Genomic DNA, 21,003 nt, shown 5'->3' with positions numbered 1-21,003 from the left:
TGGGTCATCTGTGCCACATTTTGATGTCGCACCGCCTTCCATCCCATCGACCTCGCCGAAAGAAACCGCCGCCATGACACCGACCAACAAGATCAAGCAATACCGACCAGTCCGCTACTTCGCGGTGACGTACTTCGACGGAGACGAGACCCTGAGCGATGGTCGTCAGTCCATCTTCCGTTCAAAACGATTGTGCCGAGCCAAGCGGATCGCCCGATCAAACATGCCACCTGATGCCGACCGGATGGAGCTTGTCGAGATCAACGGGGCAAAGTTCGACGAGCGGCGAGAGGCGTACCGCAACGCCAGTGGCTGGCACCGCTCCGGGCAATAGGGACAACAGTAGGTACGCCGGGGGTTCATCTATAGTTATACACTTAGGTTAGAGCCTTGGTGGCCTGAGGGTCCCTGACTACGGTTCCCTTGATACCGAGGAGGGTGTCATCACCACTCCTTCCCCTGACCAGAGCCCCACCGCAGTGAACCACGGTCCACACCTGCGTCATTGCCTTGGGCTGTCCTGAGGCTCCCTCTCGCAGGTGGTCCATCGTGGCATCCACGCGAGAGCCTTCCACCGTCCACACCGAGGTCTGATCCGTAATGAGGAGGATCAGCGATCCCCTCCTGACCAGTAGTCGGCCTGAGGACACCCGGAGTTACGCTTTCGTCTTTGCCCAGGGCGATCTGTGACAGCCTCCGACAATGCTTCCAGCCACTGGCGTCGGTAGTGACCATCGACGCGCTCCGGTTCGTCTCTGGTGTCAACGCCCAGCCAAACCCACAGCGCTCGTAAATCGGCTCTACCGCATCACAAAGAATGCCGGTCTCGGGGCGATGTCGAGTGCGCCCCCATATCAACATCACCAACAGGAAAGGTATCCTGAATTGATCCCTGCGGTCATCACCGCCATGCACACAATTGAACTGATCGGCTCGTTTGTCGCCCGTCATGTCGAAAGCGGCCTCACGGTCGATCTCACCTCCAACCGGAACCGCAGAACCACCAAGGGGCCGATCTCCCCGCTGTGCCGGAAGCTCGTTGACCTTGGGCACGACCCGAGCGGGAAGGTCCACGTCATCCGCAAGGCCCTCGTCAGGGACGGACACATCCCCGTCTTCCAGAGAGATCGAGCGTTGAAGACTTGGGCTGAAGCATCGCCCATTCCCTGATGCGGTAGGGGCATCTCAGATGGGTTAGCGGCTTGGGGCTACATTGGTGCCGGGAGACTCAGGTGCCGCCTCATTGCCGCCTACGGCAACGTCTCCTGTCGCTCCAGCCACTGGCATATGCTCATTACAGGCTGTGCGTTCAGGCACCCGGCTGCCGGTCCGTTTGAGAGGTTGCGTCAATGCGTGGCAATCGGCGTGAGAGCGTTTGACGCTCCCTTGCGGTCGCCGCTGGGTCTGTCATAAATTCGAGCGAAAATTGGGCCCCCCGCATGACCGTCATCTTAAGTTATCGTTCCTCTGCCTTCATCTTTCTTGCGGCGGATAGCTGTCGCTGGGACTTTATCCTCCAGAAAAACCTCGGTCCCATTGTAAAATTACACTCACCCTTCGATGGCTCGGCGTTTGCTGTCGGTGGCCAAAATATCGACCGTACCGAGTTCGCGAAGCAGATGGTGACTGCGCGGCAGAACGGCTCAGATTACTTAGCAGCGGCACGATCTATCGCTCCCCAGCTATTCGCGGAAAATCTGGCGAAACAAAAGGAATTGGGCGTCCAGCAGCCTCAGAGGCTAATCAGCTGGTACGCGGAGGGTTCCGGAGAGGTCTGTACTCTTACACTCCACGAACTGCCCGTGGATGAGAGCCGCGAAATAGACGGCCTGTCTTGCATGGGCCCCGACAGTGTCTGGTTGCAACAGTATGCCATAAGATGTCTCGACAACGTGAGATCAGCGGATGGAAACGTTGAATGGGATGCTTGGGCGTATGAGGTCCTGAGGGAAGCCTGTCAACGCTTTCCGACGCACGTTGCTTTCCCAGCAATAGCTACGATGATTAGGGCGGATGGCTCGCACCGGACGCGCAATGATCTTCATCCCTCAGCGTGGCGAGGGCCGGATCCCGAATTTCGCCGTAAGATCACATAGAATTATGATGTTTGCCGTGGGTGTGAACACCGGCAACGAGGTTTGCCCCCTGAGAGGCGATGAAGTGACCCTTCTCCATATAAAGTGTCAGCGCCGTCACGTCGAAAGTGGCCTGACGGTCTATTGGGTGCGGGGCCAGGAATATCGCCCATATCCTGACGCGGAAGGCGCTTTCCAGAGGGGTTAGCACCTTTCGGAGGGCACAGGACATCAGAAGATCTTGAAGCGCTTCCTTGGCGCGGACCGGCAGTAACACGCTGGCCTCCCGGCCCGGGGCCACAGCCGCTGGATCAGCTTGTTTTGTCCCTTGGCGTCTGCATCGGTGTCATTTTCCACTCAGTTATCGCCGGGTCTTGTTAGGCTCCTGAGCGGCACCGTGGGGATGATGCATTCGTCTCCTTGCTCAATCGCGCTGTAGCTTTGGATGATCTCCCGCAGTTGTTCACTTGGCTCCTCTTCATCTATCGGTACAGCCTTCCCCGTCCAACCACAGTCAGCGCAGGTTGGTCGCTCCCAAACCACTTCCGGTGTCTCAAGATTTCGACCTTCTTCGGGTTCGAGATTGGGGGAGGCACAATCTGGACAAGCCTCTGGGACTTCCCTCATCCACAAGATCAACAATGAACTCGCCAAACCTATGACGTGTTCTGTTGTCGAGAGACAGGCTTCAGCGTCCCGCCAAGTCGCAGACTTTGCGTGGGTGAGCCACGCCGCGAAATCCCAAGCCTCCTTAGACAAGGTTTTGAAAAGGCGGCGACGATCCTTTTGATCTCTCCCCGGTAGAAGAGTATCGAAGATAAGTTCCGACCACCCTTTGAAATCGGCCCTCTTTGGCGTCTCGGCGCCGTCCTCAGGCTCGAACCAATCCTGAGCTATAGCAATAAACGAGAGCAGAGTTTCGCGGCTGCGCATCCCGACGGATTGATAGCCGGATACATTTGTGGCCTGAGACAGTGCCAAAGTTGCTGCTTCAAGCTCTTTGAAGACAGCGCCAAACGGGAGAACCCGTCTATCCTGACGGCGTTGCTTCAGGGTTCTCGGTATCCTCAGACATAAGCCGATATGAAAGGTCAATGCGTAATCGAGGTTGGGAAACTGCTCCTGCGAGTAAAGGTTCGTGGGGTTCGTTATCACCCACCACCTGTCCTTGTTGGTGTGTACATCCCAGACATCGTGAACGTGGTTCAGGACATGCTCAGAGTAGAGCTTTTGCATGAACGTGATTTCGAGGTCAGGCGCTTGTCCAAGGAAATAGCTGGATACGGTTTCGCGTTCTTCCTCGTTCTCAGTCAGCATATTTGATCACTCTTTAACGATATAGCGCGGCTGCACGATGCAACTTAAAGACTGCTGAGGGAACGGTCTATGGTCCAGTAGCAGTCCGGTCCGGGGAGGGATGTCGTCGTTCCTCCCGGCCTTCATGATGGGCTGGTTCGCCTCTGACATCGTCGAGGACATCACCGAGAAGAAGGAAGAGGTGCTGCCGCAGGTTCCGGCCACGGTTCCGGTTCCGACGCCGAACCCGACCGCAGCCGTCCCGACGAACTGATGGCCGAGAACAGGACCGGCATTCACATCCTCGCGAACCGTGCCGGTCTGTCCTATCGCGACACCAAGCAACTTCTCTTCGAAATCATTGTCGACACGCCCCGGGCTGCATCCGCAGCTCGGACCCTCGCCATTGCCATCGGCGGCGAACGACACGAACGACCACTGGAGCACCAATGACTGAAACAACCCTCTTCATGTTCAAGGATCACGAAGTCCGCACGGCGAAGATCGGGGGCGAGCCGTGGTTCGTGGCGGCTGATGTCTGCCTGTCCATCGGCTACTCGGTTAAGTCGGACGGAAGCGTGAACGTCTACAACGCCCTGAGGACCCTCGACGCTGACGAAGTTACCACTCACCGGATCAGTGGTAACCGTGGGACCGGCTCGAAGTTTGTCTCCGAAAGCGGCCTCTTCAAGCTGATCATGCGGTCTGACAAGCGCGAGGCCAAGGACTTCCAGAACTGGGTGACCAAGGTGGTCCTCCCCGCGATCCGCAAGGACGGCGGCTACATCCACGGCGAAGAACATGTCGTCTCCGGGGCGATGACCGAGGACGAGCTGGTGTTCAAGGCCATGGAGGTTTCCTACGATAGCTTGGACACGACCTGATCCTCGGCCGAGCTTCGGGGCACGGTGGCCACGCTTTCCCCCTCTGGGATAGGTGGAAGTGTGGCTTCATCCGGTTCCGCCCCCGGAACTATGCTCATACGGCTTAGTTTGGGAAGATCGGCTTCCATGAGATCAAGAAGTCTGTCGAAATGTGCGACTTCACTGTCCGCCAGTAACTCTCGTTTGTCAGACGACTTTATCTCTCGTCTCAGCTTATAAAGCGCGTGGGTTGGATTCAGCAGGACTTGTAGCTCTCTCATGAGGCCGACTATGCCGCCGAAGTGTAGGAAGGCGCCCGCCGCAACGAGGGCCATTAGCCCCCAACGCGCAACCTTAGCCGCGCCCTCGCTTTGGAACGACGACTGGTGCAGCGTTGACAAATAGAAGCACGTCATGAGCGTAGCTAACAACGCTGCCGACGATGTGATCAACGCCGCCCTAAGCAATACAGCTACAATGAAAGCATCCCTTCTTCCGAAGAGAACAAACTTCGTGCGTACGATCTTTCTGATCAGGTACTTCTTGTATCTTGCCTTAGTAAAGTAGTTGATCTTGTACGAGTATTTTGCAAATCCGAAGCTTATCACCAGAGCGAAAACAAGAGAAACGAAGGGATTCTGAATCAGTTTCTGAACGTATTCCATGCGTGGCTCACTTCCCTTCCAAGATTGAACCGCACCATAACGGCAATGGCTCCAAGTTTAGGAGATGACAATTCACACCACAGACTTTCAACGTCAAGTCGAACTTGAGATCGATATGAGCAACCTCGGCGCAGCTCTTGCTGCTGCGGTCCCGTGATCATCAACCAGCATTCCCCCAGAATTTCGTCCTGGCTCCCGGCCTTCATGATGGGCTGGTACGCCTCGGAAATCGTCAAGGAAATCTCTCGGGCTACCCAGAGCCCTCCCCATCTTTTTCCAACGCATAGAATTGTTCCCGCTGGTGCAACTATTCGCACCCTAACGATGAGCAGTCCCTTCTGCTGTCTCCTGCGCAGCAGGGCGTTGCGGTTCTTTCAGACGTTGTTGAGATAGTTGCACTGGCGGGATGATTTCACTAACGCAATGATTTAATTGAATAATTTACTATCTCATGGATTGACGGCGGCTCAGGCGCTCCATAGATGCACGTCCGGGTTTAGACACCCAGTGATTTGCAATGGAGAACATTAGAATGAACCCGCACGAACTACACCTCGTCATGACCGACAGGACGCGCCCATGGAGCCAAGAGCTTGCCAAGGCTGCGGACTGGAGCGAGTGGCAGGATGCGCCTGTCCCGGCTGGCTACGATACGGTCTTCAGCTTCACCTCACGTTGGGAGCCTGAGATCATCGGCGACATGGAAGAGCCTCTGGACGCAATGATGAAGGAACAGGAGCGCCTCTTGGATGCCACAGAGAAGAGCGTGAACCGGGTCTATGTGGTTCCGGCACCGACAGCCCTGCGGCGGTTGGGTTTGGAGATCGTCCCGGCGCTGCCCGTTGCTGTTCTTCTGACGGATGCGGTGCGCGGCGGTCACTCGGACGCTACAAACACCTCTGCGATCATCGACCATTACTTCCAGCCAAAGCGGAAACGGCACGACGACATCTAACGAGGATGGTACCGTCCGCGCTCTTGGGTACTCACCGTGGGTACTTTCTTGGGTACTCACGTTTCAGGCACTCACAACAAGACGCTGAATTTGCTATCAAATTAGACACGAAAGAAACGGTGGTGGAGCCGAAGGGAGTCGAACCCTCGACCTCCGCAGTGCGATTGCGGCGCTCTCCCAACTGAGCTACGGCCCCTTGCGGTCAATGAAACGTCAGGTTCGGCAGATCGTCAAGGCGTGCCGCTGACGCAAGATTGCGGCGTTCAAACAGATCGCATTCCATGCAAGGGACGACCGTTCGCAGTGCAGCGACTTAAGCGCAGGTCTTCCCCTTAAAAAACCTTTGCGCCTGCCAAGGAGAGCAAGCGCCCTCAGTCGCTGCGTGTGGCCCTGGGTTGCACCTTGAAGCGCGATCCATTGTCGAACCGTGCTTGCAGGTTTAGGCTGACAGTCATGAGGGGCAGCTGACGAACGCGCTGCGGTCTTGCGACGTCGTGCAGGGCATCGAAGCGGGCAGGATCGACGGGCAGATCGCCATCAGACCACGATAGTTACTGCGCCGCTCCATTTGCCGATTGCTCGTTGCGATCGACGCGATTTTCCATGCGCCGTTACACAGGCAGGCGCTGTGACATGCCTTACCGACACCGCTAAGCGAAATGCCGATAGACCTTTTGCAGAAAGGAAATGGCAATGAGCAAAGGCCTGTTTTCGAACCAGCATGATGGACTGTCGAGGAGAGACCTGCTGTTGGTAGCAGGCACTGCCGCCGCCACACTCGCCACGTCGAGCCACCTTGCACGCGCCGCGCCTCAGGACGCCCTGGTGATTGACGGGGTGAAGCAGGGTGAGGATGTCTTCGCCTACGTCAATCGGGTCAAGGGCGGTTTTGATCAGACGACCTATCGGCAGGTGCTGGGCTGTGCGAACGCGTTCAAGGAGGGCGACCAGGCCATCGGCGTAGGGGCGGGGGACGAGAGCTCGCGGAGCCATGCTCGGGCGCTTCTGGCAAACACGAAGATCGGCGACCTTTACCGTCACCCCTTGCTTGAAGACGATCTGCAGCGACTGATCTGGCAAACCACGGACGAAGCCCAGCATGAGAAGGTCAAGGACTGGACCATGGGCCAGTTGAAGGAATTTCTTCTGAGCGGATCGGAAGATGAGATCAAGGGCGTCATGAATGGCCTGACCAGCGATACCATCGGCTGCGTGCCAAAACTGATGAGCAACGATGAGCTGATCGCCGTCAGCCAGAAGATTTTCAATGTCATGCCCGGCACCAAGCTGGGCGCCAAGGGGTACATGGGGGCACGGATACAGCCGAATTCGCCAACCGATCACCCCGACGACATCATGTGGCAGGTGTTCGATGCGTTTTCCTATGCCACGGGCGACATCGTCATCGGCACGAACCCGGTAGACAGTACGGTCGCCAGTGTCGTCACCGTCGAGCGCGCGCTCAAGGACGTCGTGGACACGTTCAAGCTCGGCGATGTCATTCCATGGTGTGTGCTTGCCCACATCGACGTTCAGGCAGAGGTCGACGAAGGCTATCCGGGCACTGTCGCCACGGTATTCCAGAGCCTTGCCGGGACGGATGACTGCAACAAGATCTTCGACATCACGAACGAGAAGATCCTGAAGTACGCCCACGCGAAGGCGGGACAAAGGTATGGGCTCTACTTCGAAACCGGGCAGGGCTCGGAGTTCACCAACGGCGTGGCCAATGGCGTCGACATGATGGTGCTCGAGTCGCGAAAATACGGATTCAGCCGGGCTGTCGGCATGGAGCTTGCGAAGGTGCAGCCCGAGGGCGCATGGCTCCATGTCAACGACGTAGCCGGCTTCATCGGTCCGGAGGTGTTCAAGAGCCGTGAGCAACTGGTGCGCTGCTGTCTCGAAGACATGGTGATGGGCAAGCTGCACGGGCTGACCATCGGCCTCGACATATGCACCACCCTGCACATGACCGTCAGCCTCGACGACCTCGATTGGTGCCAGGACCAGATCATGCCGGCCAATCCGGCCTATCTGATTGCGCTCCCCACCAAGAACGACCCGATGTTGAGTTACCTCACGACCGCGTTTCAGGACCATGTGCGCGTGAGGGACAAATTTGGCTTCAAGGTCAACGACGCCATGTGGGATTTCTACAAGCGCATCGGGATCGTCGCCAACGACGACACCTACACGTCAAACTATGGCGATCCCCTCTGGGTCTACTACCAGTACCGTCTCGCCAAGGGTGACAAGCGGGCAAGGGAGGCGGTCTACGCAGAGGGCCGGCAAATGATGGCGCAGGTCGAAGCACGAGGCGTCGACCTGGTAACAGGGCACGGGGAGAACATTTGGGATCTCAACCCTGCGCTCGCGACGAAAGTGAAAGGTCTCTACGACGACGCCAAACAATCGCTGTGGGCCGAACTTACACCCGAGTTTATTGCGGCCGTACCCAACGTCGTCTCGGTCCGAACCCTGTCGAAGGATCGCAACGACTACATCGCGCACCCGACCACCGGGGAAGCGCTGAGCCCGGACTCCGTCCACGAGATTGAACGGTTAAGGGCGTCCTGGAAAGACGATATGCCCAAAGGTCAGATCGTCATTTCGGATGGCCTGAACGCCAAGGCGATCATGGATGACGGGCACCTGGCGCCCTATCTCGAAGAGATGCGCAGGTTGCTCGGAGATGCCGGCGTCACGGTGAGCGAGAAGGACATCCTGGTCACCGGCGGCAGGGTGCGGGCTGGCTACCGGATCGGGGAGATGCTGTTTGCAAATGCCGATCCCAACAGTTTCCGCGGTATTCTCCACATCATCGGCGAGCGGCCGGGAACCATGCACCACGCCTACTCGGTCTATATCACCGTCGCCAAGGGCAAGCGCTGGGCGGAGAAGGATATCGACCACGACATGACGAAACTGGTCAGCAACGTCGCCGATACAGCGCTCGCCCCCAAGGAGGCGGCCAAGGAAACATTGACGATCATCCGGGAAATCATCGGCAAGGACGTGAACGGCAGCCGGCGTTACGGATGATGGCGAATGCGGCAGGGAGCGCAACCCGGGGCTTTCAGGGAAGCAACTCGGTGAATGGCATTTCCAGGGCGGGTACCCGGGAATGCGCCGCGCTCCTTCTTCTGCGGCCTCGGCTTTTAGGAGAACCGCACCGAAGCTCCAGATAGGGATTCCGCGTTTGAGGTGTTCGCGGTACGCCGACTCAGTCCCCGTGAGGCGGCCGGGCTACCGCAGCACCGCAGTCGCGAGGGCTCGTTGAATTCCTCGGACGTCCGTCCCCTTTTTCAACGTCTTGCCGATCGGGGCACTGGAGCCGGAAACCCAGATCTTCAGCTCCGAATCCATATCGAACGTGCCCGCGGTCTCGACACTGAACCGGGTTATCGCCCTATAGGGAATGGACACGTAGTCGACCTTGCTTCCAGTCATTCCCTGAACATCCACGAGGATCACTCGGTACTGGGTAAAGACGAAGAAGTCTCGGATAACCTTGAAGGCCAGCTGTGCCTGCTCTCCTTCAATAAGCACACCATCGAGCCGCCTATTCAGGTCCGCAGGATCCACGGTCGAGCCATGGCCAAGGAGCCCATCCAACAAACCCATTCACACTCTCCCACTTAATGCGTCGCGCGCGAAGTGCTTTGCGACACCTTGTTCTGCTGATCGTACAAGACAGTATTTAGCAACCGCATTGACCTACACAAGGTTGCATTGGCGTCTTTATTTCTCAGAAGCCGCCCCAATGATTGAGCGTATAGAAAAGTAGCCTCCCGGTCGTCGGACATGCGGGCGCCGGTTGAAGTGCTGGAGACCCTTTGTTGCAACATGACGATGTCACTCCTTGAAATCAGAGTGATGGAGCGGCGGACCGCCAATACTACCCCCGGTTTTCTATCCCTTAGCTGCAGCCGCTGGTCGCGACGCAAATGTCGCGTTTTTCGCAGGCGCCGATTGCGAACCGCCGTGAAGGTCTGGCGCCCGTGCACATGTTGCCGGTGTGGCCCTGCATGATCGAGCGGGTGTGGCACTCGGCTTCCACAATGGCGACGTTGGCCACACAGGCACCAATGGACGCGCCGATTGCGCGCATGAAAAAGCCCAGGGGCACGGCTCAACGCCCCTGGGCAAACGTCTTGTCCGGGACAACCAGGCTTTTCTAACGAAATCGCCTGGCTGCCATCATCGGCGGCGGTGTCGTCAAGACTTAGCTGCAGCCGCTGGTCGCGCCGCAGGTGTCGCACTTCTCGCAGGTGCCGTTGCGCACCATCGTGAAGTTCTGGCACTCGGTGCACATGTTGCCCGTGTAGCCCTGCATGATCGAGCGGGCACGGCGTTCCGCTTCCACCTTCTTGGCGTCGGTCTTCGCCGACGCGGCTTCGGCGGCCGCCTTGTCGGAGAACAGAGCCGTCACTTCCGTGACCGCCTCTGCCGTTTCCTCGGCGATCTCTTCGGCAAGTTCGGCGGCGCGCTCTTCGTAGTCGCGCTTGAAGGCGACGATTTCGGAGGTTGCGATGGCCGTCGTCGTCTCGATCTTGCGTACCGTGTTGCCGGCAATCGCCGTTACGGTTGCACCGGACGAGGCGCGGGCAGGGGCTGTCGTTGCCGAGCCCTTCGGCTCGCTGCCCGTGCGGTCACCGGTACCACCGACGATGGTCGGCTTGTAGCCGCGGGTCCAGCCGGTCGAGATCAGGTTGGTCTTGCCTTCCTGGATACCCTTGCCGAGCGCGGTGTTGCTGAAATCCGACGTGTCGACATGGGCAAGGTCGTGGCGACCAAGGTATGACACAGCGAGTTCGCGGAAGACGTAGTCGAGGATCGACGTCGCGTTCTTGATCGCATCGTTGCCCTGGACCATGCCGGCCGGCTCGAACTTGGTGAAGGTGAAGGCCTCCACATATTCTTCGAGCGGCACGCCATATTGCAGGCCGAGCGAGATGGCGATGGCGAAGTTGTTCATCATCGCACGGAAGGCGGCACCTTCCTTGTGCATGTCGATGAAGATTTCGCCGAGGCGGCCATCACCGAATTCGCCGGTGCGCAGGTACACCTTGTGACCGCCGACGACAGCCTTCTGGGTGTAGCCCTGGCGGCGGTTCGGCAGCTTTTCGCGGGCGCGGATCACCTTCTCGATGACGCGCTCGACGATCTTCTCGGTGATCGTCACGGCCTGAGCGGCGGCGGGCGCCTGGATCAGATCCTCCAGCGCATCCTCGTCCTTGTCGTCCTCGATCAGCGAGGCGTTCAGCGGCTGCGACAGCTTGGAGCCGTCGCGGTAGAGCGCGTTGGCCTTCAGTGCCAGCTTCCACGACAGCATGTAGGCGTTCTTGCAGTCCTCGACGGTCGCCTCGTTCGGCATGTTGATCGTCTTGGAGATCGCGCCCGAGATGAACGGCTGGGCCGCGGCCATCATGCGGATGTGGCTTTCGACTGAGAGGTAACGCTTGCCGATCTTGCCGCAGGGGTTGGCGCAATCGAAGACCGGCAGGTGCTCGTTCTTGAGGAACGGTGCGCCCTCGAGCGTCATCGCGCCGCAGACGTGGATGTTGGCCGCTTCGATGTCCTTCTTCGAGAAGCCCATGTGCTCAAGCAGGTTGAAGTCCATCGCGCCGAGCTGCTCGTCGGTGACCTTCAGCGTGCCCTTGAGGAAGTCGGCGCCGAGCGTCCACTGGTTGAAGACGAACTTGATGTCGAAGGCGCTCTTCAGCGCAGCGTTGACCGCTTCCACCTTCTCGTCGGTGAAGCCCTTGGCCTTCAGCGTCGACGGGTTGATCGCCGGCGCCTGGTTCAGGTTGCCGTGGCCAACCGCGTAAGCCTCGATCTCGGCGATCTGGCTTTCGCTGTAGCCGAGCGAACGCAGCGCTTCCGGTACGGCGCGGTTGATGATCTTGAAGTAGCCGCCGCCGGCGAGCTTCTTGAACTTCACCAGTGCGAAGTCGGGCTCGATGCCGGTCGTGTCGCAGTCCATGACGAGGCCGATCGTGCCGGTCGGCGCGATAACCGTTGCCTGGGCGTTGCGGTAGCCGTGCTTCTCGCCGAGTTCCAGCGCCTTGTCCCAGGCGCTCATGGCGTGGATGACGAGGTCCTGGTCCGGGTTGTCGGCATGGATGAGGGCGACCGGGTTGACCGACAGCGCCTCGTAACCGGTCGTCTCGCCATAGGCGGCGCGGCGGTGGTTGCGGATAACGCGCAGCATGTTGTCACGGTTGGGCGCGAAGCCCGGGAACGGGCCCAGCTTCTCAGCCATTTCGGCAGACGTGGCGTAGGAGACACCGGTCATGATCGCCGTCAGCGCGCCGGCAATTGCACGGCCTTCGGTCGAGTCATAGGGAATGCCGGACGACATCAAGAGGCCGCCGATGTTGGCGTAGCCGAGACCGAGCGTGCGGTATTCGTAGGAGAGTTCTGCAATCTCGCGGGACGGGAACTGCGCCATCATGACGGATACTTCGAGGACGATGGTCCACAGACGGACGGCGTGCTCGTAGTCGGCGATGTTGATGCGCTTGGTCGCCGCATCCTTGAACATCATAAGGTTCAGCGAGGCGAGGTTGCAGGCGGTGTCGTCGAGGAACATATACTCCGAGCACGGGTTCGACGCGCGGATCGGGCCGGCGGCAGGGCTCGTGTGCCAGTCGTTCATCGTCGTGTTGAAGTGCAGGCCCGGGTCGGCAGACGCCCATGCGGCGTAGGAGATCGATTCCCAGAGGTCGCGGGCTTTGAGCGTCTTCATCACGCGGCCGTCCTTGCGGGCGGTCAGGTGCCAATCGCCATCGGCTTCGACGGCGCGCAGGAAGTCGTCCTTGATCGAGACCGAGTTGTTGGAGTTCTGACCCGAAACCGTCAGGTAAGCTTCCGAATCCCAGTCGGTGTCGTAGGTCTTGAACTCGAGGTCCTTGTAGCCCTGCTTGGCGAACTGGATGACGCGCTGGACGTAGTTTTCCGGAACCAGCGCCTGCTTGGCAGCGCGGATCTCGCGCTTCAGCGCCGGGTTCTGCTTCGGGTCGTAGCAGGCATCGTCCGTGCCGTCGCAGTTGACGCAGGCCTTCATGATCGCCTTCAGGTGCTTGGCGACAACCTTGGAGCCGGTGACGAGGGCTGCAACCTTCTGCTCTTCCTTGACCTTCCAGTTGATGTATTCCTCGATATCCGGATGGTCGATGTCGACGACCACCATCTTGGCGGCGCGGCGGGTGGTGCCACCCGACTTGATCGCGCCGGCAGCGCGGTCGCCGATCTTCAGGAACGACATCAGACCGGAGGACTTGCCGCCGCCCGAGAGCTTTTCGCCTTCGCTGCGCAGGTGCGAGAAGTTGGAGCCGGTGCCCGAGCCGTACTTGAACAGGCGCGCTTCACGCACCCAGAGATCCATGATGCCGCCTTCGTTGACGAGATCGTCAGCGACCGACTGGATGAAGCAGGCATGCGGCTGCGGATGCTCGTAAGCCGACTTGGACTTGGTCAGCTTGCCCGTGAAGGGGTCGACATAGAAGTGGCCCTGGCCGGGACCGTCGATGCCATAGGCCCAGTGCAGACCGGTGTTGAACCATTGGGGCGAGTTCGGCGCGACGCGCTGGGTGGCGAGCATGTAGGCAAGCTCGTCCTGGAAGGCGGAGGCGTCTTCCTCGGTGTCGAAATAGCCGCCCTTCCAGCCCCAATAGGCCCAGGTGCCGGCCAGGCGATCGAAAACCTGACGGGCATCGGTTTCGGAACCGTACTGCTCTTCCTTCGGCAGCGCCTTCAGCGCGTCCTGATCGGGAACCGAACGCCAGAGGAAGGAGGGGACGTCATTCTCCTCGAACCGCTTCATCTTGGCGGGAACGCCGGCCTTGCGGAAATACTTCTGGGCGAGAATGTCGGCAGCGACCTGGCTGAACTGAGCCGGGACGTCGATGTCGGCAAGACGGAAGACGATCGAACCATCGGGGTTCTTGATTTCACTCGTAGCCTTGCGGAATTCGATCTCCGCATAGGCGGATTGCCCGGCCTTTGTGAAACGACGTTCGATCTTCATTGTCCCTGGTCCTTCGTGTTGCCGCGCGCCCGCCACAGGCGCAGTTATCCCCGCCCGGCCGCGAGGGTATCCCGCAGCCAGTCTCAGCTTCCGTGCTTTGAGAGAAACCCATTGCTGGGTGACCCTGTATCTTGTGAGATAGGCTGGCTGCAAGCACTAAATATAGTGTTAACAGCATCTTTATGCCAGCCAAATATTGCCCCGGCAGCCCCCAAAAACCGCACAGAAATCCTCACGGCGACCGCATGGTGAAAACCATGACTTGCCGCCTTTCAGGACCGCCGATTTGGTGAGATGAACCGGGCTCTAAACAATCCGGTCCGCCGCCGTCGCAACGTGAAATCCATTAACCGTGAATCGTCGGGGGGCGTCAAGGGGTGGTTTATGACGGAAGTTTGAGCGCTAGATGTTGTGTGGGTCGGCTGTGGAAAACGGGGACATCGGCCAATACCATGAAAATCAGGCACTTCCGAAGGTTGCCTGTGAGGCTGCCGCAACGGTTGGCGCCGGATCAAAATTTTGACGGGTAAAAACCAGCATAAAAACCAACCGTAACGGCAAGCTCGGTTGCGTAAGGGAAAGCGATATGGGGTGGCGCGGTGATTCGTTTTAGAAGGCCCTAAACGTCGCCATTTTGGCTCGCGCTATGGGCCTGCCAGCCGGTGTCGCCACCCAGCTCGACCCCGGCGGCCCCATCGGCGTCGCCAGAATGAGCGGCATGGCCGGTTCCTTGCCATAAACGGGAACGGCCGCGGAACGCGCGGCCGATCCCGTCACAATCAATCGACCCGCTTTTGCAGTTCGCGGGCGCCATTGGGGGCGTTGACCTTGCCCTCGGTGATGAAGAAGGCGAACACGTCGCGTGCCTGCTTGGCGGCCTTGCGGTCGGGCGCGCTCTTTTCAAGACCGTCCGGCTCACCGCCGGCCGCAAACACCTTGGCGCGCTCGGCCCACAAATCGAGCTTGTCGGGGGCGTAGCAGGTTTCGATCGCGTCGCTGCCCTTCTGCAGGCGCAGATAGACGAAATCGGCGGTGACATCGGCAATCATCGGGTAATCCGCGTGTTCGGCGAGCACGACCCCGACCTTGTACTTCTCAAGGAGCGTCACGAAGTCCGGCGCCTGGAACGTCGGATTGCGCACCTCGACCACATGGCGAAGGGGCAGCCCGTCCTGCTTTTCGGGAAGCAGCTTCAGGAAGCTCTCGAAATCCTCGGGCTCGAACTTCTTCGTTGGCGCGAACTGCCAGAGGATGGGCCCGAGATGAGGGCCGAGCTCGGTCAACCCTTGCGTCAGGAATCGCTCCATGGATTCACCGGCTTCCGCGAGAACCTTGCGGTTGGTGACGAAGCGGCTGGCCTTCAGCGAGAAGATGAAATCCTCCGGCACCTCTGACGCCCACTTGGCGAAGGTCGCCGGCTTCTGCGACGAATAGTAGGTGCCGTTCACCTCGATCGCCCGCAGCTCCTTGCCGGCAAATTCGAGTTGCCGCTTCTTCGCGAGCGTCTCGGGATAGAAGGTGCCCTCCCACGGCTCGAACGTCCAGCCGCCGATGCCCACGCGGATCTTCCCGGAATTTGCCATGCCATCCTCCTCAACAGCAGCCAGCATATGGCCGCTTTCGTTCAGTCTTTGATCGTTTTCGCCATGTCCACGAGTGTCCATCCTGGACGATAGGGATTGGGTCGGCGACCCGTTTCTTGAAATCCATAGGCGCAATAGAGCGCAATGTTTCGCTCCATGCGTGAATTGGTATAGAGCCGCACCTCCGGCAAGCCCCATTCGGCTGCCTTTTCATCCGCGAACTTCAGCAGTTGGATGCCAAGCCCTTGGCCCTGGCAGGCCGGCGCAACGGCAAGACTGAAGATCATCAGGTGGTCGGCGTGCCGTTCGAAGACCGCCAGCGCCGAAATTGCAGCTTTCTGCTCCCACACCCAGACCTCGCCGCGTTGGATGCGCGGCGCGTAGTCTTCGGTCACCGGTAGCGGTGGCCCACCGAGCAGCGCCCGATAGGGCTCGTAGGCCGCCGCCGTCACGCCTTGCACGGCGGCCAGGTCCTCCAGATGAGCAAGCCGCAACATGCCGGGGAACTCCTTCTGGTCGCTGGCCAGTCCAGGCGTTTACTCCGCCGCCTCGACCTTTTTCATCGGTCGGCGCTCGAGCAGCTCCTTCAGGAACTGGCCCGTGTAGGAACGCTTCTCCTTCACCACCTCTTCCGGCGTACCCTTGGCGATAACTTCGCCGCCGCCGTCGCCGCCTTCCGGGCCGAAGTCGATGACCCAGTCGGCGGTCTTGATGACTTCGAGGTTATGCTCGATGACGACGACGGAATTGCCCTGGTTGACGAGCTCATGCAGGACTTCAAGTAGCTTGGCTACGTCGTGGAAATGCAAGCCGGTTGTCGGCTCGTCGAGGATGTAGAGCGTGCGTCCGGTCGAGCGCTTCGACAGTTCCTTGGCGAGCTTGACGCGCTGGGCTTCGCCGCCCGAGAGCGTGTTGGCCTGCTGCCCAACCTTGATGTAGCCGAGACCGACCTGGTTGAGAGTGACGAGCTTGTCGCGCACCGAGGGGACTGCGGCAAAGAACTCGACACCTTCCTCGACGGTCATGTCGAGCACGTCGGCGATCGACTTGCCCTTGAAGTGCACGTCGAGCGTTTCGCGGTTGTAACGCTTGCCGTGGCAGACGTCGCAGGTGACGTAAACATCCGGCAGGAAGTGCATCTCGATCTTGATGACGCCGTCGCCCTGGCAGGCCTCGCAGCGGCCGCCCTTGACGTTGAAGGAGAAGCGGCCCGGCTGGTAGCCGCGCGCCTTTGCCTCCGGCAGACCGGCGAACCAGTCGCGGATCGGGGTGAAGGCACCGGTATAGGTGGCCGGGTTTGATCGCGGCGTGCGGCCGATCGGCGACTGGTCGATGTCGATGACCTTGTCGATATGCTCGAAGCCGTCGATGCGGTCATGTTCAGCCGGGTTTTCGCGCGCGCCCATGATGCGGCGGGCGGCGGCCTTGTAGAGCGTCTCGATCAGGAAGGTCGACTTGCCGCCGCCCGACACGCCGGTAACGGCGGTGAAGACGCCGAGCGGGATCGAGGCAGTGACATTCTTCAGGTTGTTGGCGCGTGCGCCGACAACGGTGATTTCCTTTTTCTTCTTCGGCTTGCGGCGCTCGCCCGGTACCGCGACCGAAAGTTCGCCGGAGAGATACTTGCCCGTCAGCGACTTCGGATTGGCCATGACGTCGGCCGGCGAGCCTTGCGCAATGACCTCGCCGCCATGGATGCCGGCGGCAGGGCCGATATCGACAACATAGTCAGCCGTCAGGATCGCGTCCTCGTCGTGTTCGACGACGATCACGGTGTTGCCGATGTCGCGCAGATGACGGAGCGTTTCGAGCAGGCGAGCGTTGTCACGCTGGTGCAGGCCGATCGACGGCTCGTCGAGCACGTAGAGGACCCCGGTCAGGCCCGAGCCGATCTGCGACGCGAGACGAATACGCTGGCTTTCGCCGCCCGACAGCGTGCCGGAGTTGCGCGACAGGCTCAGATATTCAAGGCCGACGTCGTTGAGGAAGCGCAGGCGGTCGCGGATTTCCTTGAGGATGCGCACCGCGATTTCGTTCTGCTTGGTGTTGAGCCGCGCCGGCAGCGCCTCGAACCAGTCGCGTGCAACGCGGATCGACATCTCGGTGATCTGGCCGATGTGCAGCGTGTCGATCTTGACCGCGAGCGCTTCAGGCTTCAGTCGGAAACCGGCGCAGGCCGGGCAGGGAGCTGCCGACATGAAGCGCTCGATCTCCTCGCGCGCCCAGGCGCTGTCGGTTTCCTTCCAGCGGCGCTCGAGGTTGGGCACGATGCCCTCGAAATTCTTGGTGGTGTTGTAGGAGCGGGCTCCGTCCTCGTAGTGGAAGACGATCTTTTCCTCGGTTCCGTGCAGGATCGCGTTCTGTGCGGCGGAGGACAGTTCGTCCCAGCGGTTGCCAAGCTTGAAGCCGAAGACCTTGCCGAGCGCTTCGAGCGTCTGGTTGTAGTAGGGCGAGGAGGATTTGGCCCAGGGCGCAATCGCGCCGTCTCGCAGCGTCCGGTGTTCCTCCGGAACGATCAGCGCCGTGTCGATCTTCTGCTGGCTGCCGAGACCATCGCAGGTCGGGCAGGCGCCGAAGGGATTGTTGAAGGAGAACAGACGCGGCTCGATCTCCGAGATCGTAAAGCCGGAGACCGGGCAGGCGAATTTTTCCGAAAACAGCACGCGCTCGTGGGTTTCGTTGAGCGACTTGTTGGCCGAACCGCCGGCAGCCGTTTCCTCAAGCGGCAACGGCTTGTCGGCAAACTCCGCGACGGCGAGACCATCGGCCAGCGTCAGGCAGGTTTCAAGACTGTCGGCCAGGCGCGAGGCAAGATCGGGCCGGACGACGACGCGGTCGACCACCACATCGATGTCGTGCTTGTACTTCTTGTCGAGTGCGGGAACCTCGGCGATCTCGTAGAAGGTGCCGTCGACCTTGACGCGCTGAAAGCCCTTTTTCATCAGTTCGGCGAGTTCCTTCTTGTACTCGCCCTTGCGACCGCGAACCAGCGGCGCAAGGATATAGAGACGCGTGCCTTCGCCGAAATCGAGAACCCGGTCGACCATCTGGCTGACGGTCTGGCTTTCGATCGGCAGGCCGGTTGCCGGCGAATAGGGTACGCCGACACGCGCAAACAGCAGGCGCATATAGTCGTAGATCTCGGTGACGGTCCCGACGGTCGAACGCGGGTTGCGCGAGGTCGTCTTCTGCTCGATCGAGATCGCCGGTGACAGACCGTCGATTTGGTCGACGTCCGGCTTCTGCATCATCTCGAGGAACTGGCGCGCATAGGCCGACAGGCTTTCGACGTAACGGCGCTGGCCCTCGGCATAGATCGTATCGAAGGCAAGCGACGACTTGCCGGAGCCGGATAGTCCGGTCATCACAATCAGCTTGTTGCGCGGCAGATCGAGGTCGATGCCTTTCAGATTGTGCTCGCGCGCACCACGAATGGAGATGGTCTTGAGTTCACTCATCGGAAGCCAGCTTTTGCATGTCGGTTGAAAGCCCCCTATGTAATGACGCCAACGCCCATGTCGAGGCGCAATCGGCAAAACAGGCGGCCAATTCGAGTCGGTTGACAGGATCATAGCCAAATACTAGAACAAATAAAGAACAAATCATCCATAATACGACCAAAACTGTTGTGGATTATGTGCGAGGCGGGGCGTATCGGCGGCATCCGGCCGCTAAGATGCGCGCTCTTGAAATTCCAAGCCGGGCCCATGGCCCGGTGAAACCACGGGAAAAGCAACATGGCTGGAAGCGTCAACAAGGTAATCTTGATCGGAAACGTCGGGGCTGACCCGGAAATCCGGCGCACGCAGGATGGCCGGCCGATTGCCAACCTGCGCATCGCCACCTCTGAAACCTGGCGCGACCGCAACAGCGGCGAGCGCAAGGAAAAGACGGAGTGGCACCAAGTGGTGGTGTTCAACGAAGGCCTCTGCAAGGTCGTCGAGCAGTACGTCAAGAAGGGCGCCAAGCTCTACATCGAGGGCGCGCTGCAGACCCGCAAGTGGCAGGACCAGAACGGCAATGACCGTTACTCGACGGAAGTCGTGCTGCAGGGCTTCAATTCGACGCTGACAATGCTTGACGGTCGTGGCGAAGGCGGCGGCGTCAGCCGTGGCGGTGGCGGCGGCGGTTCGAGCGACTTCGGCGGCGGCGGCAACTACGGTGGCGGTGGTTACGACGACTACGACCAGCAGCCGCGCCAGTCCTCCGGCGGCGGACGCTCGGGCGGTGGCCAGGGTGGTCAGGGCGGCCAAGGCGGTGGCTTCTCGCGCGACATGGATGACGACATTCCGTTCTGATCGCAAAGCGATCACGCAGACAACGAAACGCCGTGTCGAAGGACACGGCGTTTTTTGTTGTCTACTGTTTGCCGCCCGTAAAGACGGACAGGCGGACTAGAGTGCCATTGCCGATTTCACGCCATCGACGACGAACTGCACCGCCAGCGCCGCTAGGATGACCCCGAGCAGGCGGGTGAGGATGGCGCGGCCGGTGACGCCGAGAAAGCGATCGACGCGCTCGGCGATGACCAGCGCCAGAAACAGGCTGAGCATCGACAGCGCGATGACGATCAGGAGCTGCGTGCGCTCGATGGGTGTTGGGAACGAGCCGGCAAGCAGGATCGTCGCCGAGATTGCGCCGGGCCCGGCAATGAGAGGCAGGGCCAGCGGAAATACCGCGATGTTGTGAATGTGGTCCTTGACCGTCGCATTCTCGCCGGTCTTTTCCTTGCGCTCCTGCCGCTTCTCGAAAATCATCTCGAAGGCGATCCAGAACAGCAGCAGGCCACCGGCGATACGGAAGGCGCCGATCGAGATGCCGAGCAGGCCGAGGATGCTGTTGCCGAAGAGGGCGAAGGCCGCGAGAATGAAGAAGGCGATCAGCGAGCCGCGTGTGGCCACCTGAAAGCGCTCCTGTCGGCTGAGGCCGACCGTCAGGCTCAGGAAGATCGGCGCGAGGCCCGGCGGATCGAGCGTGACGAGAAGCGTGGTGAGCGCATTGACCAGGAGGTCGACATTGAACATCCGTTTCCCCTTCCGGATTTCGCCCCGGGTTTTCCCGGTGACAGAGGCGCATTGTTAGGCAAGCGGCAAGGGGTTGGAAAGAGGGCGGCAAACAAAGTCTCAGCAATGACTTAATGAGCAATGTCTGTGGGCGGGTGAGGCCTCATTTCAGTGGCGGAAGGGGGATTGCAGCCGCGGGGCTTCCGATTTGCGGCGCGATGCCCTAGAAAAGCCTGCTCCGACGGCAAAAGACTGTTCACAACTGCTGCATGGCGCACCGGGTCCGGGGCAGGACTTTCGAGCGAATCATGCAGCGAATCAACGTGTTACAGAGGCATCTTCACAGGTTTGCGGGCACATGGTGCGAAGGGCCGGAAATTGGCGCTTCCCGTGGCAATCCGCTATAAATATCCGACTGATTCTGAACAAAGATCGTGATCACCATTGACTGAGCAAAGCACCCCCGGCGGCGGAAAAACTCCGCCAGGCATCGAGCCGATTTCCATCATCGAGGAAATGCAGCGGTCCTAT

General features: G+C 59.8%; 17 protein-coding genes and 1 tRNA gene. 8 read left to right on the top strand and 10 right to left on the bottom strand.

From position 1 onward, the window contains the following. Positions 1–73 precede the first annotated feature (73 nt). Both VGO04_RS12090 and VGO04_RS12085 read left to right on the top strand, forming a co-directional pair. Positions 74–334 (top strand): hypothetical protein, encoded by a 261-nt coding sequence (locus tag VGO04_RS12090; protein ID WP_327496201.1) that lies wholly within the window; start codon positions 74–76, stop codon positions 332–334. Positions 335–885: 551 nt separating this feature from the next. Further along, positions 886–1,170, top strand: coding sequence for a hypothetical protein (locus VGO04_RS12085; protein ID WP_327496200.1), 285 nt, complete (start codon positions 886–888; stop codon positions 1,168–1,170). A gap of 918 nt (positions 1,171–2,088) precedes the next feature. Here the strand turns inward: VGO04_RS12085 and VGO04_RS12080 are convergent. Next, positions 2,089–2,352: a hypothetical protein gene (locus VGO04_RS12080; RefSeq protein ID WP_327496199.1), complete on the bottom strand. Its 264-nt coding sequence runs from the start codon at positions 2,350–2,352 to the stop codon at positions 2,089–2,091. Positions 2,353–2,432: 80 nt separating this feature from the next. Then, on the bottom strand, positions 2,433–3,392 hold the full coding sequence (locus tag VGO04_RS12075; RefSeq protein ID WP_327496198.1) for a hypothetical protein: 960 nt from the start codon (positions 3,390–3,392) through the stop codon (positions 2,433–2,435). A 100-nt stretch (positions 3,393–3,492) separates the two neighbouring features. On the opposite strand from VGO04_RS12075, the gene VGO04_RS12070 reads away from it, so the two are divergent. From VGO04_RS12070 to VGO04_RS12060, 3 genes are read left to right on the top strand one after another with little or no spacing between them, the layout of a single operon-like run. Then, the gene (locus VGO04_RS12070; protein ID WP_327496197.1) at positions 3,493–3,645 is read left to right on the top strand and encodes a hypothetical protein; all 153 of its coding nucleotides are present in this window, start codon (positions 3,493–3,495) and stop codon (positions 3,643–3,645) included. Next, positions 3,645–3,824, top strand: a complete 180-nt coding sequence (locus VGO04_RS12065; protein WP_327496196.1) for a hypothetical protein — start codon at positions 3,645–3,647, stop codon at positions 3,822–3,824. The genes VGO04_RS12070 and VGO04_RS12065 overlap by 1 nt, the downstream gene beginning before the upstream one ends. Then, entirely contained in the window at positions 3,821–4,255 is a 435-nt protein-coding gene (locus VGO04_RS12060) for a BRO-N domain-containing protein (protein ID WP_327496195.1), read from the top strand. The genes VGO04_RS12065 and VGO04_RS12060 overlap by 4 nt, the downstream gene beginning before the upstream one ends. Here the strand turns inward: VGO04_RS12060 and VGO04_RS12055 are convergent. Beyond that, positions 4,231–4,899, bottom strand: a complete 669-nt coding sequence (locus tag VGO04_RS12055) for a hypothetical protein (RefSeq protein WP_327496194.1) — start codon at positions 4,897–4,899, stop codon at positions 4,231–4,233. The genes VGO04_RS12060 and VGO04_RS12055 overlap by 25 nt on opposite strands. Positions 4,900–5,431: 532 nt before the next feature. On the opposite strand from VGO04_RS12055, the gene VGO04_RS12050 reads away from it, so the two are divergent. Then, positions 5,432–5,854, top strand: coding sequence for a hypothetical protein (locus VGO04_RS12050; RefSeq protein WP_327496193.1), 423 nt, complete (start codon positions 5,432–5,434; stop codon positions 5,852–5,854). Positions 5,855–5,974: 120 nt separating this feature from the next. On the opposite strand, the gene VGO04_RS12045 is transcribed toward VGO04_RS12050, so the two are convergent. Then, positions 5,975–6,050 (bottom strand) — tRNA-Ala (locus VGO04_RS12045). A gap of 497 nt (positions 6,051–6,547) precedes the next feature. Between VGO04_RS12045 and VGO04_RS12040 the strand changes: the two genes are divergently transcribed. Beyond that, positions 6,548–8,896, top strand: coding sequence for an ethanolamine ammonia-lyase (locus tag VGO04_RS12040; RefSeq protein ID WP_327496192.1), 2,349 nt, complete (start codon positions 6,548–6,550; stop codon positions 8,894–8,896). Between the two features lie 204 nt (positions 8,897–9,100). Here the strand turns inward: VGO04_RS12040 and VGO04_RS12035 are convergent, their stop codons facing one another. The 5 genes from VGO04_RS12035 to uvrA all read right to left on the bottom strand — a co-directional run bounded on the left by VGO04_RS12035 (position 9,101) and on the right by uvrA (position 18,927). After that, complete coding sequence (locus VGO04_RS12035; protein ID WP_327496191.1) at positions 9,101–9,478, bottom strand: PH domain-containing protein; 378 nt, start codon at positions 9,476–9,478, stop codon at positions 9,101–9,103. Positions 9,479–10,079: 601 nt separating this feature from the next. After that, positions 10,080–13,886, bottom strand: coding sequence for a vitamin B12-dependent ribonucleotide reductase (locus VGO04_RS12030; protein WP_327496190.1), 3,807 nt, complete (start codon positions 13,884–13,886; stop codon positions 10,080–10,082). A 779-nt stretch (positions 13,887–14,665) separates the two neighbouring features. Further along, positions 14,666–15,469, bottom strand: a complete 804-nt coding sequence (locus VGO04_RS12025; protein ID WP_327496189.1) for a DUF72 domain-containing protein — start codon at positions 15,467–15,469, stop codon at positions 14,666–14,668. Between the two features lie 41 nt (positions 15,470–15,510). Further along, on the bottom strand, positions 15,511–15,966 hold the full coding sequence (locus VGO04_RS12020; protein ID WP_327496188.1) for an N-acetyltransferase: 456 nt from the start codon (positions 15,964–15,966) through the stop codon (positions 15,511–15,513). A gap of 39 nt (positions 15,967–16,005) precedes the next feature. Next, complete coding sequence (uvrA, locus tag VGO04_RS12015) at positions 16,006–18,927, bottom strand: excinuclease ABC subunit UvrA (RefSeq protein ID WP_327496187.1); 2,922 nt, start codon at positions 18,925–18,927, stop codon at positions 16,006–16,008. A gap of 279 nt (positions 18,928–19,206) precedes the next feature. On the opposite strand from uvrA, the gene VGO04_RS12010 reads away from it, so the two are divergent. After that, a complete protein-coding gene (locus VGO04_RS12010; protein ID WP_327496186.1) occupies positions 19,207–19,767 on the top strand; it encodes a single-stranded DNA-binding protein in 561 nt (186 codons plus the stop codon). A 96-nt stretch (positions 19,768–19,863) separates the two neighbouring features. Here the strand turns inward: VGO04_RS12010 and VGO04_RS12005 are convergent, their stop codons facing one another. After that, the gene (locus VGO04_RS12005; RefSeq protein ID WP_327496185.1) at positions 19,864–20,493 is read right to left on the bottom strand and encodes a MarC family protein; all 630 of its coding nucleotides are present in this window, start codon (positions 20,491–20,493) and stop codon (positions 19,864–19,866) included. Positions 20,494–21,003: the final 510 nt, after the last annotated feature.

It is taken from the genome of Ensifer sp. (assembly GCF_035999185.1).
Taxonomy (GTDB): Bacteria; Pseudomonadota; Alphaproteobacteria; order Rhizobiales; family Rhizobiaceae; genus Ensifer.
This window is presented reverse-complemented; position numbering and strand designations above follow the sequence as displayed.

What these genes read in the sequence shown, in the direction of transcription:
- VGO04_RS12090 (WP_327496201.1), top strand. Translation starts at nt 74, where the DNA reads ATGACACCGACCAACAAGATCAAGCAATACCGACCAGTCCGCTACTTC.
- VGO04_RS12075 (WP_327496198.1), bottom strand. Translation starts at nt 3,392, where the DNA reads ATGCTGACTGAGAACGAGGAAGAACGCGAAACCGTATCCAGCTATTTC.
- VGO04_RS12070 (WP_327496197.1), top strand. Translation starts at nt 3,493, where the DNA reads ATGTCGTCGTTCCTCCCGGCCTTCATGATGGGCTGGTTCGCCTCTGAC.
- VGO04_RS12065 (WP_327496196.1), top strand. Translation starts at nt 3,645, where the DNA reads ATGGCCGAGAACAGGACCGGCATTCACATCCTCGCGAACCGTGCCGGT.
- VGO04_RS12060 (WP_327496195.1), top strand. Translation starts at nt 3,821, where the DNA reads ATGACTGAAACAACCCTCTTCATGTTCAAGGATCACGAAGTCCGCACG.
- VGO04_RS12055 (WP_327496194.1), bottom strand. Translation starts at nt 4,899, where the DNA reads ATGGAATACGTTCAGAAACTGATTCAGAATCCCTTCGTTTCTCTTGTT.
- VGO04_RS12050 (WP_327496193.1), top strand. Translation starts at nt 5,432, where the DNA reads ATGAACCCGCACGAACTACACCTCGTCATGACCGACAGGACGCGCCCA.
- VGO04_RS12040 (WP_327496192.1), top strand. Translation starts at nt 6,548, where the DNA reads ATGAGCAAAGGCCTGTTTTCGAACCAGCATGATGGACTGTCGAGGAGA.
- VGO04_RS12035 (WP_327496191.1), bottom strand. Translation starts at nt 9,478, where the DNA reads ATGGGTTTGTTGGATGGGCTCCTTGGCCATGGCTCGACCGTGGATCCT.
- VGO04_RS12030 (WP_327496190.1), bottom strand. Translation starts at nt 13,886, where the DNA reads ATGAAGATCGAACGTCGTTTCACAAAGGCCGGGCAATCCGCCTATGCG.
- VGO04_RS12025 (WP_327496189.1), bottom strand. Translation starts at nt 15,469, where the DNA reads ATGGCAAATTCCGGGAAGATCCGCGTGGGCATCGGCGGCTGGACGTTC.
- VGO04_RS12020 (WP_327496188.1), bottom strand. Translation starts at nt 15,966, where the DNA reads ATGTTGCGGCTTGCTCATCTGGAGGACCTGGCCGCCGTGCAAGGCGTG.
- uvrA (WP_327496187.1), bottom strand. Translation starts at nt 18,927, where the DNA reads ATGAGTGAACTCAAGACCATCTCCATTCGTGGTGCGCGCGAGCACAAT.
- VGO04_RS12010 (WP_327496186.1), top strand. Translation starts at nt 19,207, where the DNA reads ATGGCTGGAAGCGTCAACAAGGTAATCTTGATCGGAAACGTCGGGGCT.
- VGO04_RS12005 (WP_327496185.1), bottom strand. Translation starts at nt 20,493, where the DNA reads ATGTTCAATGTCGACCTCCTGGTCAATGCGCTCACCACGCTTCTCGTC.